At 60.2% G+C, this 16,269-nt stretch carries 16 protein-coding genes; 9 read left to right on the forward strand and 7 right to left on the reverse strand.

Annotated elements, in window-relative coordinates; all coding sequences use genetic code 11:
* Positions 1 to 95 precede the first annotated feature (95 nt).
* Both C4900_RS07885 and C4900_RS07890 read left to right on the forward strand, forming a co-directional pair.
* A complete protein-coding gene (locus tag C4900_RS07885) occupies positions 96 to 539 on the forward strand; it encodes a DUF6978 family protein (RefSeq protein ID WP_114282908.1) in 444 nt (147 codons plus the stop codon).
* A gap of 2 nt (positions 540 to 541) precedes the next feature.
* On the forward strand, positions 542 to 1,309 hold the full coding sequence (locus C4900_RS07890; RefSeq protein WP_411675226.1) for a DUF1829 domain-containing protein: 768 nt from the start codon (positions 542 to 544) through the stop codon (positions 1,307 to 1,309).
* 245 nt (positions 1,310 to 1,554) lie between these two features.
* Here the strand turns inward: C4900_RS07890 and C4900_RS07895 are convergent, their stop codons facing one another.
* A complete protein-coding gene (locus C4900_RS07895) occupies positions 1,555 to 1,896 on the reverse strand; it encodes a hypothetical protein (protein WP_114282909.1) in 342 nt (113 codons plus the stop codon).
* 93 nt (positions 1,897 to 1,989) lie between these two features.
* Here C4900_RS07895 and C4900_RS07900 point away from each other — a divergent pair, with 93 nt between their 5' ends.
* Positions 1,990 to 2,352, forward strand: coding sequence for a hypothetical protein (locus C4900_RS07900; RefSeq protein WP_147267162.1), 363 nt, complete (start codon positions 1,990 to 1,992; stop codon positions 2,350 to 2,352).
* Positions 2,352 to 5,270, forward strand: coding sequence for an LPD1 domain-containing protein (locus tag C4900_RS07905; protein ID WP_114282911.1), 2,919 nt, complete (start codon positions 2,352 to 2,354; stop codon positions 5,268 to 5,270). The genes C4900_RS07900 and C4900_RS07905 overlap by 1 nt, the downstream gene beginning before the upstream one ends.
* A 289-nt stretch (positions 5,271 to 5,559) precedes the next feature.
* Here C4900_RS07905 and C4900_RS17245 read toward each other — a convergent pair whose 3' ends face one another.
* Together C4900_RS17245 and C4900_RS15855 are read right to left on the reverse strand one after the other, a co-directional pair.
* A complete protein-coding gene (locus tag C4900_RS17245; protein ID WP_114282912.1) occupies positions 5,560 to 5,937 on the reverse strand; it encodes an HNH endonuclease signature motif containing protein in 378 nt (125 codons plus the stop codon).
* An 86-nt stretch (positions 5,938 to 6,023) separates the two neighbouring features.
* Positions 6,024 to 6,752 carry a hypothetical protein gene (locus C4900_RS15855; RefSeq protein WP_147267163.1) on the reverse strand — a complete coding sequence of 243 codons (729 nt, stop codon included), beginning with the start codon at positions 6,750 to 6,752 and terminating at the stop codon, positions 6,024 to 6,026.
* Between the two features lie 398 nt (positions 6,753 to 7,150).
* On the opposite strand from C4900_RS15855, the gene C4900_RS07915 reads away from it, so the two are divergent.
* Positions 7,151 to 7,753 carry a hypothetical protein gene (locus C4900_RS07915; protein WP_114282913.1) on the forward strand — a complete coding sequence of 201 codons (603 nt, stop codon included), beginning with the start codon at positions 7,151 to 7,153 and terminating at the stop codon, positions 7,751 to 7,753.
* 9 nt (positions 7,754 to 7,762) lie between these two features.
* On the opposite strand, the gene C4900_RS07920 is transcribed toward C4900_RS07915, so the two are convergent.
* Together C4900_RS07920 and C4900_RS07925 are read right to left on the reverse strand one after the other, a co-directional pair.
* A complete protein-coding gene (locus tag C4900_RS07920; protein WP_114282914.1) occupies positions 7,763 to 8,293 on the reverse strand; it encodes a hypothetical protein in 531 nt (176 codons plus the stop codon).
* Positions 8,257 to 10,539: a DotA/TraY family protein gene (locus C4900_RS07925; RefSeq protein ID WP_170132476.1), complete on the reverse strand. Its 2,283-nt coding sequence runs from the start codon at positions 10,537 to 10,539 to the stop codon at positions 8,257 to 8,259. The genes C4900_RS07920 and C4900_RS07925 overlap by 37 nt, the downstream gene beginning before the upstream one ends.
* A gap of 112 nt (positions 10,540 to 10,651) precedes the next feature.
* Between C4900_RS07925 and C4900_RS07930 the strand changes: the two genes are divergently transcribed.
* Positions 10,652 to 11,452: an SLOG family protein gene (locus C4900_RS07930; protein ID WP_170132477.1), complete on the forward strand. Its 801-nt coding sequence runs from the start codon at positions 10,652 to 10,654 to the stop codon at positions 11,450 to 11,452.
* A gap of 162 nt (positions 11,453 to 11,614) precedes the next feature.
* On the opposite strand, the gene C4900_RS07935 is transcribed toward C4900_RS07930, so the two are convergent.
* Positions 11,615 to 12,421, reverse strand: coding sequence for an ImmA/IrrE family metallo-endopeptidase (locus tag C4900_RS07935; protein ID WP_170132478.1), 807 nt, complete (start codon positions 12,419 to 12,421; stop codon positions 11,615 to 11,617).
* 119 nt (positions 12,422 to 12,540) lie between these two features.
* Complete coding sequence (locus C4900_RS07940) at positions 12,541 to 12,918, reverse strand: helix-turn-helix domain-containing protein (RefSeq protein WP_211306833.1); 378 nt, start codon at positions 12,916 to 12,918, stop codon at positions 12,541 to 12,543.
* Between the two features lie 169 nt (positions 12,919 to 13,087).
* On the opposite strand from C4900_RS07940, the gene C4900_RS07945 reads away from it, so the two are divergent.
* The 3 genes from C4900_RS07945 (at position 13,088) to C4900_RS07955 (ending at position 16,255) form a co-directional block, all read left to right on the forward strand.
* Positions 13,088 to 13,762 carry a hypothetical protein gene (locus C4900_RS07945; protein ID WP_114282917.1) on the forward strand — a complete coding sequence of 225 codons (675 nt, stop codon included), beginning with the start codon at positions 13,088 to 13,090 and terminating at the stop codon, positions 13,760 to 13,762.
* Between the two features lie 147 nt (positions 13,763 to 13,909).
* Entirely contained in the window at positions 13,910 to 15,397 is a 1,488-nt protein-coding gene (locus tag C4900_RS07950; protein WP_147267127.1) for an IS4 family transposase, read from the forward strand.
* A 3-nt stretch (positions 15,398 to 15,400) separates the two neighbouring features.
* Complete coding sequence (locus C4900_RS07955) at positions 15,401 to 16,255, forward strand: DUF4338 domain-containing protein (RefSeq protein ID WP_114282479.1); 855 nt, start codon at positions 15,401 to 15,403, stop codon at positions 16,253 to 16,255.
* Positions 16,256 to 16,269 lie beyond the last annotated feature (14 nt).

The raw sequence follows: 16,269 nt of genomic DNA on the forward strand, positions 1-16,269 counted from the left end.
TCAGAATCAGGGTATCTACGAGTTAGGAGATGCGGAGCTTAGTAAAAATTCCTGGAGCGCTCCGAGACGCTAGCCGGTGTGGAGGCTACAGCAACATGACGATCCTACTGACCCAACAAGAATCCGATGCCCTGCTGGCGCTGGAGAAGCACTTCCTCGGGAATGATCGCTTTGACTTTCCGGCCTTGGGTGGCGCGCTGAGGATTCCGTTGCACTCGGCAGACCGGCGTGAAGAGTTTAGCCTCGACATCACGCGCGGCCGTATTCTTCTGGAAAAAAACACTTTTCAAGCCCGTGCGCGCAAGGCAGTAATTCTGGCCCGTCTGGATTTGGCCGGACCACCCCACCGAAATCCCGATGGTGAGGAAATCGATTGCCCGTACCTGCACTTATATCGGGAAGGCTACGGTGACAAATGGGCTGCACCTTTGCCGGCGGTGTTCACTGGCATTGTGGATGCCGTGGCCTTGATGGATGCATTCATGGACTACTGTCGGGTCGTTAGCAAGCCCATCATTGAGCGGGGACTTTTTGCATGATCATGATCGATGACATCCAAAAATTGCTCGATAACTACACCCGTTGGTTGCGAGATAAGACGGTATTGCGCGAGGTCGGGAGTGACTGGGTGCAGGTGACCACGCCGCACCTAGATCGTCATAACGACTGTCTGCAGTTTTATGTGCGCAGGGAGGGTAATGGCTATTTGCTCACCGACGACGGCTACATAATCAACGATCTGATCGGCTCGGGATGTCCGCTGGACAGCCCGAAACGGCAAGAGTTGTTGAAAACAACGCTGGCCGGCTTTGGTGTGGAAATGGACGACGAGCAAGTGTTGATGAAAGCAACGCCAGAGAATTTCTCACTGAAGAAGCACAACCTTATTCAGGCGATGCTGGCTGTAAACGACCTGTTCTATCTAGCATCACCGTATGTAGCTAGCTTGTTCTACGAAGATGTTACGCAATGGCTTGACCTTGCCGATATTCGTTACACGCCCAAGGTCAAGTTCACAGGCAAGAGCGGCTACGATCATATGTTCGATTTCGTGATTCCGAGATCGAGGCAGCAACCAGAACGGGTCGTTCAGGCCATCAGCAACCCCAAGAAAGATTCTGCAGAAGCACTGGTCTTCAAGTGGCTGGACACGAAGGAGACTCGCACGCCTGAGTCGCGCCTGTACACATTCCTCAATGACGGCGTATCTGCGGTGTCGCATTCGGTCGTTGATGCCTTGAGAAACTACGATCTAGTGCCAGTATTGTGGTCTCAGCGTGAACAGGCACGGGAGGCGCTGGCGGCATGACTATGGGTTGGTGCACCGGTATCCGTGAGGTCTGCCGCCATGGGTACATCGCGCCAATGCTGCAACAATAAATGGTTTCTCCATAAAATTTCGGGACAAGTGCCCTGTGGCGCTTCTTTTCTGTGGTCCTGAAACGTGAACACAATGATTGTCATCTGTAACGGATACGCCAGTTCATAGCCTGCACCATGGTATCGGATATAGTACTGGCAATATCCGATACCATGTGACGAGCGTAAGTCTGGTTATGTGTTTTTATACCGAAGGATTTTGTTTGGCGTCCGCGCATCCCGCATCACCGCCTCGGCAAAAGAGCGAACCGCGAATTCCGGGACGTAGAGGGTGACGACGTGTTCCCGCACGTGTTGCGTGCGTGCAGGACCGTGCGGGTGATAGGAGCCCGATAGGGCCACACGAAAGGCCTGCTCGATGATTTCGGTGACGTCCATGTAGCCTTCCACGACCACGATGCCAGTACCCGATTGCTGCGGGCGCATGAGGGCGAGGTTGCCCACGGAAAGCGCGCGGTGGTCCGGCCGTAGGCGATAGGGGATCGTGACGGGAGTTTCATCATCAGGGTGGGTCATGGTTCTTGTCCCTTCGTGGTTTGACGGATCCGAAGTATAGGATATAACATAATGTGTATCCGTGGCATAGAGCGATACGCGGGAAACGATGGCATGACGCTACAAGACCGTATTGCCCAACTGAAACTCCCTGACGGCATGACCTGTGGGGATGTCCCCTGCCTGTGGGATGTGCCCTACGTCCGGAATGACGGTTGTGTGTGGGCGCAGGTCGCCTACGACCCCCTCGATGGCCCCTTTGTGTTGGCGGTCGGATCGCCGGATTGGGCGTTTGCCTTTGCGCCCGACGGATCGATCTCACGGGCGCGGGCGGGTGATCATTACGCGCTGGCCACGGGCGACAAAGAGGCGACGTTTGCCCGGTTCGTGGCAGCCCTTGCGGCGGCCCCCCGCGGCGACGCGTTTCCCACGGGCGGGGCCCTCGAGGAGGACGCGGGCCTCGCGGGGGAGGTGTGATGGAGCGCTTCTGGCCGGATCTCGCCCATTACCGCCTCGCCTGCTGGATCGAGGCCTTGCCCGACACAGACCCCCGTCAGTACCGCTTTCGGCTGATGCCCATAGGCCCGATGACGGCCCGCGAGAAAGCCGTCGCGCAGGAGGCGCTCGCGCCTTTGGCGGATGAATGGGGGGCGGAAATCCAGGCCGATCTTCCCGAGGGCGTCATGGCCTCCTGGACGGCCCCCAAGGTCCCTTCGAGCGCCGCCTTCCTGCGGCTCCTGCCGGCCGCCGTGATTCGCCCCCTCGAGGGCTTGGCGCAAGGGCCCTGGTGGCGCGATCGCCCGGCCCAGGGATCGAGCGCGCAATGGTTCTGGCGGGTGCACGATGCGCCCGTGTCACGCCTGCTGGCCGTGCCCGGGCGCTATGGGCAGGTGCCCTACGAGCTGTGGACGGAGACGCCCGAAATGGCCTCGCGCTACAGCGATCAGTTCGAACCCGTGACCCGGGCCGAGGGCGCGGGCGCGGCCTGGCTCTGTGGAGAGCCCCGCAACGGCGGTCGCTGGGTCCTCCCCCAAACGGCTCAGGATGCGAACCGCGTCGTGGTCGACGCCGATTTCGTGGCGGCCCCGCCGCCGCTTCCGGCAACCACGTTGTCGGACCGGGCCGATTTTGGGGAGAAGATCGGCGGCGCGCGCAAGGACACGGCGGGCGGCCGCCTCTCGGCGCCCGATTCGCCGCAGGATTGGATGGAACGGGCCCAAACCGTGTTGCCCCTGGTGCGCGAGGCCGCCAAGAAGGTGCGCCGGGAACAATTCTGGCCGGTGCCGAGCGCCGAGGAGCGGGCCGCTTTTTTCGCAGCCGGCGGCGAACCGGTCGTATGGCTGGCGCGCGAAGCGATCCGGTGTGCGGTGGCGACGTCGCCGGCCAGTCTCGCGTCCGTCAAACGGGCGGCGGGAAGCCGGTTTCGGAGCGATACCGGCAAGGCGCAGGTGTTGGCGGCCGCCGCGTTTTACTACCCCCGCTTGGTCGGTCACTTACGGGATCAGGTGCAATCCTGGATGACTCTTGCGGATATGGTCCGGTGCGTGGAGCAGGATCGCCGCCGGCAGGATGCGTGGCACCGATCACCATCCTACCGATTCTTTGGCCACGCCAATCTCGCGCAGTCGTGGGAGGCCCTGGAGATCGCGCAGTGGGTAGGACGTGAGGCGGATCTCGAACATCTGATCCAGGAAATGCCCCCGACCGAGGTGCCCGATACCCTGGCCGCGATGCGGGCCCCGCTTGCGCGCCTGTGGCAGTCGCTGGCGGATCATGCGGCCTTGGCGCCGATCATGGGCGCTTTGGACGCCGATAGCGTGCCTGCGCAGATCCTTCGAGCCGCGCGCGAGGAGGCCTATGCCCTGTGGACCCGTGTGGCCGGTCAGCCACCCTCCCGATCCCTAGACAGTGCCCGTGCGTGGCCCTTGTCGATCTATACGTGGCAGGACCTGGTGTTGCGACTGATCTGTCTGAGCGATCTGGCCCAACACACAGAGGATGCGAAGGCCTTGCGGTTGCGGATCGAGGCGACCCCCACGGCCGCGTCGCCGGAGATCCCGGGTGCCGGCGATCTGCCGTCTGACGGGGCGGAGACGACGGAGCCGGTGCCGGATCCCATGATCGGGCGAGGCCTGCCGAAGAGACTCATCCCATCCCCGCGGTTTGCGAATTTGACGCGGACGGGCCCTGTGCGTCGCTCGGGGCCCGTGACTGAGGCGTATCTGGCGGAGACCTTTGGATTGCGGGCCATCGAGTACGGCAATTGGGTCAAGGATGTCGATCGGCAGGCCATGCTGGATCTCGCCTTTGACAGCTTGTCCGACATGGCCGCGGCCTTGGATGTTCCGACCGAGGCCATGGGTTTTCATGGTGAGCTCGCGCTGGCCTTGGGTGCGCGCGGGCGCGGCGGTCACGCCGCCGCCCACTACGAACCCGCCCGTCGGGTGATCAACCTGACCAAGACGATGGGCGCGGGAACGCTGGCGCACGAGTGGTCGCACGCCCTCGATCATTGGTTGGTCTATCGCAACGAACCCGGTTCCCCGGTTCTGGCCACGACCCGGCGCCATGTCGAGGACTCGGCGCAAGACCCGTCTCTGCGCGCGCTCCGAGCGTTCCAGGACACCCTGCGCCTGCGAAGCGAGACGGCTGTCGCGGAGGCCGCACCCGATCGTTTCGTGACGCAGATGCTCGAATCGGCCTTATTGGCCCCGACATTGGCCATGACGCCGGCGGATGCGGCCCGGGTGGTCAGCGCCTGGGTCCGCGAAGCGGTGATCCCGCTGATGGCCCAGGCGGGGCCGAGCCCCTCGACCCTGGCGGCCCTTTTTTGCGAGCCGCGCGCCAGCCGCTGGCTCTATAGCCACAAGGTGGGTGTGGCGTCCTGCCGGGATTGGGTCACCCAACACCCCGAGGTCGGCGCCTGGACGCCCGATATCGAGAAGGCCCTGGCCGATTTCCTGTTGTCCCATCGGCCCGGGCAACCGTGTTTCCCTTACCCGGCATTTCGTGCCCTCTGGAAAAAACTGGGCGCCATGGAGCGTGAGAGCAGGTTTACCCACTTCTACCGCTCCGCCCTGCACCTGGACGCGAATCGCCAAGCCGGGTACTGGAGCAGCCCGCATGAGATGTTTGCCCGGGGCTTCTCGGCCGTCTTGCATGATCGTATGGCCGATCTCGGGATCGTGAATGATTTTGCCAGCCGGTTCAGCGCCCCCAACGAGTTCACGGATGACAAGTGGCGGGCCTCGCCCAATCCCGAGGGCGCCGAGCGCCAGCACATCACCGCGGCCGCCCGGGCGTTCTGCGACCAGATGCGCGGGGCGTTGTCCCTGCGTCCCGTCCCGGCCGTGGCCCGCCCAATTCCCGCGCCCGCCGCGACAGCGACCCTATGACCGCGCGCCCCTTGCCAAGTATCCCACCAGAAACATCCATCTCGATTTATTCGCATCATTGTTTCTCCTGGGCTACATGACCGTATACAGGATCGTGTGGGCTTTGAGGAATACATCATGGACAATGTCGTCCATCGTATTGCTCTTCCGTACACGCCTGGCAATGTAACTGCGCAATTGAGTCTTGTGTTCTTGCCGGAAATCAGCCATGGGTGCCATTGGTTGAGCAACCTGACGTGGAGTTGAGGCGTCTGCGCGGCTTTTCGCGCAGGTCGCCTCGAACGCAGGGTTATGTATTAGCGTTCTTTCGGAACTGACACTGATAACACAATGGCTGGATGTTGGCGATGTCATTTGATCCACCTTTCGACAAGGGAACGATGTGGTCTTTTGTCCATGTGGTTTTGTATCGCTTATTGGGCCTCGGAGGAACTGCATCCCAAGCGCGGCCGCATCTCGGGCACGCGGAGAATTCACTAAGCCTTTGAAGCCACTGAGAGCGAGTGTGATGGCCACCATTAGCAATTTTTCTAGCGTTGTACGTCTCGCGGCGTTGGTTACGGCATGGCACACAATAGCGAAATGTTTTTCCAGTGGATGAAGAGGTCCAGCACCCGTAGTGGATGCTCCCACATTTCGTGCAGGGCAGTTCAGACGCACTCGGCATAGCTGGCACCTAACGGCTGAGCTTACCCGCGAGCGGTGCGTCAGCACCGCGGGTCAGGTGGAGCGAGTTGTTGGATTTAATCGTGTTCACCTCTCTGCGAATTGCTCTGCAAGCTTCCTAATCTTATCAATAACATCAGGGGTAAGAACATCCTCAGGATCAACGGCACCGTGGACAACTTGATTGCGTATTTGACGAAGCACGTATAGTTGATCCATCTCTCCATTGGTTAAGAGGGAAGCGTCATTTAAAAATCGCAATACCTCAATCATACCAGCGGGTCTGAAACCAGTAGCGGAATGACGGTCTGCAAGTTCTCGCAATCGTCTCTCAACAGACAACCAAGATACCATGAATTGTCCTACCACCCCGGATTTTGGCGATACTTGCTGTACAAGGGGGCAACCAAACAGGTTGGTGAACAGAATATTTGCCAACTCAGCGTAAATTTCTACTTTTTCCCTTTCTACCGTTAGTCCGTTACCTTTGTGGTAAAGCTCATTTCTAAGTCGGTGGTACCACTCAATTGAACCAAGATCGACACCATCGAGTTTGCTTTCTGCATGTTTTTCTAATCCATCTAGCAGTGCAGGAAAACTATCCGAGATTTCTTGATACTCCTTGCGTGGAATCGCGAGTCCATTAATGCGCTTGGGGAGCCCGAGATAGGTTTTGATCATCAATTCAACAGAGTTGTCGATACTAATCATCGCCAGACGCCGATTCGTATCGGTGTCTTTTTTCAGCAGGTCTAACCCATGCTTCAGGATTTCGCCTGGTCCTGTTGCCCAAGGTGGCAGTGAGCGTGTCGTCATGAAATCCAACTAAAATTCGACGCCCTAAAAGGCCCGTCCAAACGGGTCCATTGGAGCTTGATAAAACTGGATACCTGTTTATTCATAATGGCTATCCATTTAGCTCCACTCGTGCCCTGATCGTGACATCAGTGAGCCGAGGTTTGAGTATATGCCCTGGACCCTGGGTAGCGCCTTATTAGGTGATTCCGCCCTTTACGTCGGTCAGATTAGACTATGACATAACGGGTGCGTCCGACGGATTGTATAAAGCCAGGGTACCTCTCACCTAAACGATGGCACGTCATGGCAATCTTTGTCTGGTACATTAAGGGGAAGTGCTTGTTTTTGCCTTTCCTCCCCACCCGGTCTAGTATAGTATACAAGAGTCTCCTTTCATTGGTGGAGGGCATCCAGCGATGGCAACCGATCCGAATAACCCCGGCAATTTTGGCAACCTCATAGGTCAGGCGATCGGCTGGGGCCGGGACCAATGGGAGCGGGAGAAAGCGAAACAGGCCCAACGGGAAGCAGCGGAGTTGCGCAAGCGCAACCTGGCCGAGGCAGCACGCCTCAAGGCCGAATCCGCTCAGATCCGGGCGCAGCTCCGGTTTGAGCGCAACCAGTTCGCGGCAGACGGGTTGAATCTCGAAGTCATCGCCCAGGCCTACGCTTGGGCGCTCGATGACTTGGCCAAGCATTACAAAATCCCGCGCGAGAGGGTCGAGCAGAAGCTATTGGAGTATCGCGAGCGACTCGCGCACTACAAGCCGATTCATAGGCGCGTAGCGCTCAGCTCCCCGGAAGAGGTGGCGGCCTATGAGGCTTTATCCATAGAGCAGCAAGCGGAGTTTGACTATGTCGGGAGCGCCGAACGCAAGCCCCGGTTCCTCGACTGGCTCGACACGAAAATCGCGCAGGAGCGGGTAGAACAAAACCCGCAGGTCCCGCCCGATGGGCCGCGCACAAAGCGGGCGAGTGGGACCTGGATCGCAAAGGACTTCTACAAAGAGCTCAATTGAGCGACGGGATTACTTGTTCCCCTTTTTACCGTCGTTGTTGATGCTCCCTGTGTCTTCCTCCCGGTTCTCCGCCGCGGCGGCCTTGGCGTCGCCGCCCGCTTCCCGGTTCTCCGGTGTGGTATCCGCCCCCAGGATCTTCGAGGCGTTGGCGGCGCCGGCGCGGCCATAGGTCACCACACCGCCAAAGACCTCCCGGACCTTGCCTTCCATGTCGCCGGCGCCGCCCAGGGCGTCATTGCCTCCGCCGATCCATTTCAGCACCTGGTCGGGCAGGGAGCTGATGATGCGCACCGCCATGTGCGATAAGTAGATCAATATCCCGATGAGGACAATAAGGAGGCCATCGGCCTCGAGCGCCTGGGTGATCGACTGCGTGCCGGACAGATAGTTGCTCGCGTATCCCAGGAAAAAGGCCCCAACCAGCCAGGCGGCGCCTTCCATGAGGGCGATGGCAAGAAAAAGCCCCAGTACCAGCAGGATGGGGCGCAGGACGAGCCCGCCGATCATCTGGTAGCCCATCTGCGCGCGCTGGGGGCCCATCCGTTCCCCTCGAAAGAGACGTGCGCGGCCGCCCACAAGGGCGCGGCGACCAAAGTTTCGGCGACGGCCAGGAGCCATCCCAGGACCCCGGACAGGAAGGCGATCATGGGCAGGGCGGGGAGCAGGATCCCGAGCACGAAGCCTGCGATTAGAAAGACGAGCACCAGGGACAGGGCGAGGCTTGCGATCTTGGGGAGATACTGGAGCAGGGTGCCAAAAAATGCGCCGCCCACGCCGCCCGTGACCGCGCTGGCGCCCGCGGTCGCCACCCCCTTGAACATCCCCACCATTTTCAAGCCGATCCACAAAACGAGGAGGGCGCCCGCCATGGTCAGGAGCAGTTGGCCGGCGTTCATGAACGCGATGAGCGGATTGCCGTGCGTGAGCGCGGCGACCGTCCCCCGGAGGGTCCCTTCGGCCGAGCCCCATCCGCCGCCCTGGCTTCCCGTGAGACCCCACAGGATCCCTTCGACGGGCAACATCAGCGCCCGCGAAATGAAGTCCGACACCCCGGAGATGGCATCGTGCGTCCACCGATCATAGAACGGCTCGCTGCGGCGACTCTGTGCGGAGCTTGAGATGGGGTTCCCGAGATTCAAAGTCGGCGACGCGCCGACGGCGATGGCCTGATGGATCACCGTATGGCCCCGCGACTCTTCGGCGATCATCGTGGTCGCGGAGGGCAGCGTGGTCGACAGATGCGGGGTCGCCAGATTGTGGTCGCTCTGGTCGATGCGCGCGATGGTGAGCCAGAGGGAGCCCAGGGTGAGCCAGCCATTGGCCTGGACCGCCCGGGCGATTGCCGACAGGTTGTGTTGCCCTATGAGTTGCCGCAGTACGGTGGCCGATCCTTGCGCCACGGGGCCGTCGAAGGCGGGGCCTGCGTTGGCGAAGGTCGCCTCGCCTTCCGCGATGTCGGCCCGCGTGGGTCCCCGGGGTGGTGGAGGGGCAGTATCGGAAGGTGTGATGCCGCCGGGGCCCGTGGGAACCGGTATGGTCGCGGGAGCCATATAGACGGGACGCGGGGGCACGATCTCGCCGGTGGTGCTCGATACGGGTGCGCGCCCAGTCGCCAGCATCCGGGCCAGGGGCAATACGTCGGCCCGGGCGGCCAGAAAGCCGGAGATATCGACATTCATCATGGTCGCGCGCGCGGCCTCGAGGGCGGAGGCATTGTTCACTTCGCTCAAGAGACCACCGGCGAGGCCCTGGCTCGGGAGATTCAAGGGGACCTTCAGGCTGATGCTGCCGCAGATATTGGAGACCGCCGGGATGCGGCCGGTCGGCCCCGGCCACCAGGTGGCGCTGGGCGGGTGGAGAAAGGTGTAGCTCACGGCCTCGGCGTTGCCAGTCGAGGCGACGGTGTGCACCCAGATCGGCGCACCTAATGGATCCTCCAAAGTATAGGTCGTGTCGGGCGGGACCGTTTGGGTGACGAGCGTATCGACGTACCACTGTGTAGGCGAGGCGGCCTGCGGATTGTAGTTCGTGAGCTCAGGCCCCGTATGCCAGTTGTAGTAGTTCGCGCAGGACTGCGAGGCGAGCAGGGCGGCGGCAATCTGCCGCCCCTGGGGAGGCATGGGGGCGGTGACCTGGGGCCGGGCCACGAATTCCTGGATCATGACGTTGGAGGCGGCGTCGGCGACCGCGGCCCCTTCGAGAGAGCCCCATATCACGACGCCCTGAATGACGCTGTAACCCCCCAGAACCGGGAGCAGCATGGCGCCGGCGAGTACGATGCGGACCGGCACCCAAAAGGCCGAGCCATTCTTTCCGAGCCACTCCCCTTCGTTCGCGGTATGCAGGATCCCAGTCAGCGTCCCCCAGACCGTCATCAAGGCCACCACGATCAGGATCGCCATGTTGTAGATGCCAAACCCGGCGGCCATGATGCTGCCGGTACCGGTCTGAGAGGTTTGCCCGGGCGTGGTGGCGGACGACGACCCGGTCCACTGGCCGTTGGCGATGTCCGTGACCTCATGGCCAAAAACCATCTGCAGGAGCTGGTAGCTCAAATCCTGCGAGGCCAGCGGAAAGAGCATCGTTCCGCCCAAGGCCGGGCTGGATCCGCCTTGGGCCGGCAAACTCCCGGCGGTGAGCGGGGGGAGGGGCGGGACCGTCAACCCGCCGGAAGCGGCAGGGGCCGCGAAGGCCGGCGCTACCAGGGCCAGGGTCAGGAAGCCGATCAGGGCTGCTCGCACGAGGCGGCGGAGCAGGGTTTCGGGACGAGAGGGGGAAATGGGCATCGTGTATTCTCCGGCGCGGGCCTGGTGGTTGTGGCCATCGTGTATTATAGCCAGTATCGAGTATACCCGCCTCACGACAATACCAATAGGCGACGGACAAAGGAGATTCCGGATGGAGAATTGCGCCGAACCCATTCCCCTGGTTCGGGTTTTCGCGACCCGCCTTCAGGGGCCTCGGGAAGGGTTCTCGAGGTCCGATACCCTGTATGCCTTACCCATCCTGAACGCCCAGGGGAAACCGCGTCCCTTACCTCAGGTCGCTCTGGCGATTCAGCGGCTACTGACGGTCGCGCGCAACCGGCGCGATCGCCAATTTCTGATCCCGTCCGTGGGCGTGGCCCCCGACGAAGGCGGTTATACGCGCGAACAGATAGCGCCGCTCTTTGCCTCGGCGCCCGCCAACTGTCGCTTCATGGAAGCGGAGTATGCGGCCGCGATCCCGCGGCCGAAGGCCTGTTATCGTGTGGTCATCGCCGGGTCGCGGTCCTTGAAGGACTACGCCCCGGTAGCGGCCGCACTCGATGCCCTCCTGCGTCTCGAAAAGGGAGTCTTTGAAGTGGTCCATGGCGGAACCGGCGGTGTCGATACCTGGGCAGGACGGTGGGCACACGAACGCGACTTGCCGGTCACTGTGATGCCCGCGCTCTGGCACATATTACAAGGCCCCAATGTCGTGCGGCGCACGAACCGCAAGGGCTCTGTTTTCAATGCGTCAGCAGGGTTAGATCGCAATCTCCATATGGCGGCGTACGGCAACCGCGTGATCGCGCTGTGGGATGGAAAGAGTCGCGGAACGCAGCACATGATCACCCTGGCGAAGCTTTTGGGTCGGCCAGTGACGGTCGAAAGTGTCAGTCATAGGCATACAGACAATTTGCCCACTTACCAATTGATGGCTTCATTAGGCACGTAGGTTCAAAATATCGTGGTAGGTTCTGGGTTCCATTAAAGATGTAAAGAATTAAGGTCCACTATCTGGCCAATGGTGACGGCCACGGCAAGTCCGATAGATTCACCGGGGAATCTTTGTTGCCAGTTTCTGAAAAAGCCGTATGGATGCCGACGGCGACGCGGATCAAAAGGAAACGGCCGGGATCATAATTCCGGGCCTAGTTCCCGGGCCGGTATCTCGGATGAGAACAAGAATCTGGTAGGTCGTGTTAAATGCTTCAGCGATACAGATTCGCTTATCACGATTACGGTCCATCAATACGATCTCCTTGTTGGGGCTCATACGCTTCCCGTTAAGGGGAATCGATGGCCCAAGCGGATGGCCGTTGGTTACTGTAGAACATAGCACTTTTCCGTCATAGATTCTTTCGAACGATTTCGACATTACCACACGCCGGACATCGGCGGTAAAATCTCCATCTTGCGCATACACAGGTTGTTCCAAGACAACTACGCAGCAGACATGTGGATTAGTCATGACATAGCGCCTGAATGTTGCGTAATTCGATCCTCCGTACTTCTTCGCAAGCATCATTGGGACCTTAATGCCGAAATTTTGGCTGTGGGCTTCCTCCGAGAATCTTTCTCCTTGGAAGAGAACCTCGGACGCAAAAACATTTGCCTCCCGTTCAAAGAGGTCGGCAATATCAGACTCGAGCGTTTTTTCACAGTCATTCATAATCCTGTAGAGTTTGCTCTGATGCGGCATCGTGCCATGACCTGCCTCATGAAGCTTGATGAATGGGATGCGCGGCTTTGGGGCGTTCCTGTCGATTATCACAAATCTGTCGTTCGCTTCAAAAAGGCCAAGCACTTTGCCTAGGGCAGATTTAATGGTTGTAATACCCGCTTTCGCTTTAGTTACAAACTGACGTAGCAGGCTTTCATTCAACACCTCATCATCAATCACCGTTAGCTTTGCCGCTGCCATTAGATCGTCGATTGGTGTCGGGAAGCGCCCCGTCGCTGATGCTTCCCGCAATAACTTGTCAGCGTGACACTGAACATTTGCGAGCTGATGTGGGTTTAGCAGGGAGTCGTCTGGCCTGATCATTTGCGTCTTTGTTTACGAATAAAGGCAAGATATTCGAGCAAGGCATTTTCCTCCTCGGGCGTTAGCCCCTGGACGGCGAACGTTGCGACTTTGCCCTTCTTTTGCCCTGATGCTTCGGTATCCGAAGATAGATAGCCCGCGCGTTTCATCAAATCCTCATAGGATGTTTTATATACGTTAGCCAGTGCATGTAGGACATTCGGAGAGGGTCTTGCAATCTTATTGTTTTCCAACTGGCTTAAATAGGCGTTAGAGATCTCTTTTTTTGTGGCATCCTCGACCTGTCGTAGCGACATGCCTGCGGCCGTGCGCAATCGCATAAGGTGCGCGCCCAGAGAATCGCTAAGTGATTTCTGGTCGTCGATTTTTGCCATGAGTGTTCCCTTAGATTTTAAGAGATGCGGTTCGCATGCCATCTTTACGCCTTTTGCTTGATACGTCAAGCGACGCTAATGAACTGCTTGACAAACATAGCAGCGCAGTGGATAGTACGCAAACGGAAGCCCGGACCAGCCGGACGGGGCCCATAATTGCGAGGGAACTATGATGGAAAATCAGGAAACAACGGGGGAGCCTCACAAGACGAAGAATCATGAGCAGGAAATCCACTTCATCGTGGACGGCGAGGAGTATGAGACGACGAAGGGTAAATTGACGCCGAACGAAATCATTAGGGAATTCGGGAAGAGAGACCCGTCCACTAACTACTTGTTAGAAATCAACGGCAACCACAAGGTTAGTTTCCAGGGCAAAGGCGATGAAGAGATTAAGATGCACGATCGCATGAGCTTTCAGATCGTCTCGATCGGGCCAACGCCCGTATCGGACTGCATCGGACCGACGGGGTTCGTGGAGGGCCTTCGGGCTCTCGGGTATGAGCCCCAGATCCTGCGGGGTCATCCCGATCATATTTTCTTTAATTACCCAGTCGAGATTGGGCGCTGCATAGGCCAAACGGTCCGGCTCGGTTTTGTCGTACCACAGGATTTCCCGAATATTCCACCTGGAGGCCCACATGTTTCGCCTCGTATTCAGGCGATCTATCCCAGGAACGATAAGCCACATCCCGGTGGCGGCGTTCACCAGTCCCCCACATTTCAGCAAGGGGTTGGCGGCGAGTGGCAGTATTGGTCTCGCCCCTGTCAGGACTGGGGCCAGCGGAAGAGAACCGTCGCCACCTACATGGCGCATGTCTGGCGCCTTTGGGAAACACAATGAGCAGGGCCGCTTATAGCCTTTCTATTGCACACATCTTTGGCGATTTTCTCTGATTGTTTGACGCGCCTAACGAAAGTGCTGGACACACGCGCCGAGATTGCGTAAGGTGGCGGTTGTCGCGGCGTGCGACAAGGACAGGCGGACGGCGTGCAAAAGTCGAGGCGTTGTGGGGATCCGGATGTGCGGGCGATCATGGAGGCCGGCACAGAGTCGGTCGAGTGGGTGAGACAAGAGTTTGCCCGCGCCGACCTCTCCGATAAACGCCTGGATCGTCGCTTGGTGAAAACTGCGGAATATCTCGCCCAATCTCCCGGCTCGCCGATCAATGAAGCGTGCGGCAATTGGGCCAGTACGCAAGCGGCGTATCGGCTGTTCAATAATGCCAAGGCGAGCGCGGCGGGGATCCTCAAACCCCATTGGGAAGCGACGGCCGCGCGCATGGCCGGCTGCGGGGGTGCGGTGCTGGTGATGCAGGACACGGTCTTCTTCTCCTACGGCCGGCACGTCAGGACTCGGGGCCTCGGACCGATTGGCAAGAGCAACGCCGCGCATGACCGGGGCCTCATCATGCATAACGCACTGGCCTTCACCACCTCGGGCGTGCCGCTCGGGATCGTGAGCCAAAGCATCTGGGCGCGCGGGGAGATCCCGGAGGAAGACTATCAGGAGAAGATCGAGCGCCTGCAGGTCACGGCGATCGAGGAAAAAGAGAGCGCGAAATGGCTTATTGCGCTCAAAGAGACGGTCGAGCGGGCGCCCGCGGGCGTGCCGGTCGTCACCGTGGCCGACCGCGAATCGGACTTCTTCGAGTTCTTGACACGCGCCCAGGACCTGCAGGCGCACTATCTCATCCGCGCGCGCACCGACCGCAAGCTCGTGCCCGAAGACAGCGCGGGCTGCACGCGGATGCTCGAGGCGTTGAGCGATGCCCCGGCATGGGGGAGCATGACGATTGAGGTTCCTGGCAACGGCAGTCGTAAGGCGCGCACGGCGGCGATCGAGGTGCGCACAGCCGAGGTCACGATCCAGCCCCCACCGCGCCGTGGGGCGGCCCAGACGTCCGGCTCCAGCGAGCCTGTGACCGTCACCCTGATCGGGGCGACCGAGTCGTCCCCGCCGGCCGGGGTGGAGCCGATCAGCTGGGTGTTGCTCACAAATCTCATCGTCAAAGACTTCGCGTCCGCCACCGAGAAGGTGCGGTGGTATGGGCGGCGCTGGGGCATCGAGATCTGGCATAAGGTGCTCAAATCCGGCTGCAAGGTCGAGGACTGCCTGCTCGAGGAGGCCTTGCGCCTCAAGCGCTATCTGACGCTTTTCAGCATCATCGGCGTGCGCCTGATGCATGTGACCTACTTGGCCCGCGCGCACCCGGATCGGCCGGCCACCGAGGTGTTCTCCGAGGAGGAGGTCGAAGCGCTGCATATCCGCGTCACGCGGGCATTGCCCCCCGCAGGTCCTGCCCCGACGCTGCGCGACATGGTGCGCATGCTGGGCCGGCTCGGCGGCCACTTGGGCCGCAAGGGGGATGGCGAACCCGGCGTCACCGTGCTCTGGCGCGGCTGGACGAGTCTTTACGAGACGGTCGAGACACTGCGTGCCCATAAACATGTCCTCAGCCCGCGCGACTCGAGCTGAACGATGCGCTACTGCGGACGAGAGTTTACACCAGCCGAGATCGCGCTGATCCGCGAGTGGCTCACGACCCCCCAGATGAACCGTGCTCGTTTATCCCGGGAAGTCTGTGAGAGGCTCGGATGGCGCCGGGAAAATGGCGCTCTGAAGGATATGAGCTGTCGCGTGGCCCTCAACCGCATGCACGCCGATGGGCTGATCACACTGCCCCCGCCGCGCAACCCCAAGCCCGTCACCTACCGGTCCTATCCGGACATCGAACAGGCGGTTTGCGAACCCGCCGTCATCCCGGCCATCGATCTCGCTACGCTCACCATTGATCCGGTCCTCGGCAGAGCCGAATCGCGGCTGTGGAACGCCTATATCGAACGCCACCACTACCTCGGGCATACCCTCATGCCCGGGGCGCAACTGCGCTACTTCGTACGCGCCCAAGGCCAGATCGTCGCGGCCCTGGGCTTCGGGGCCAGCGCCTGGAAGGTCAAGCCCCGCGATCAGGCCATCGGCTGGACGGTCGATCAGCGGCAACGCAATCTGCACCTGATCGTCAACAATGCCCGTTTCCTTATTCTGCCGTGGATCCATTGCCCAAACTTGGCCTCACGGATCCTGGCCTTGGTCAGCCGCCGACTCCCCGACGACTGGCACGCCCGCTACAGCTATCGCCCGGTTCTGCTCGAAACCTTCGTCGAGAAGCCGCGCTTTACCGGTACCTGCTACAAGGCGGCCAACTGGCAAAACCTTGGGGATACTCAAGGGCGCGGTAAGCTCGACGTCTTGCATCGCCACGCAAAGCCCGTCAAAAGTATCTGGATCTATCCGCTCGTGCGGGACTTTCGCCGGCATCTCTGCAACGCATAAGACAGGCCATTCGA

Origin of the sequence: Acidiferrobacter thiooxydans (assembly GCF_003333315.1) — a bacterium.
In the GTDB taxonomy this organism is placed as follows: Bacteria; Pseudomonadota; Gammaproteobacteria; order Acidiferrobacterales; family Acidiferrobacteraceae; genus Acidiferrobacter; species Acidiferrobacter thiooxydans.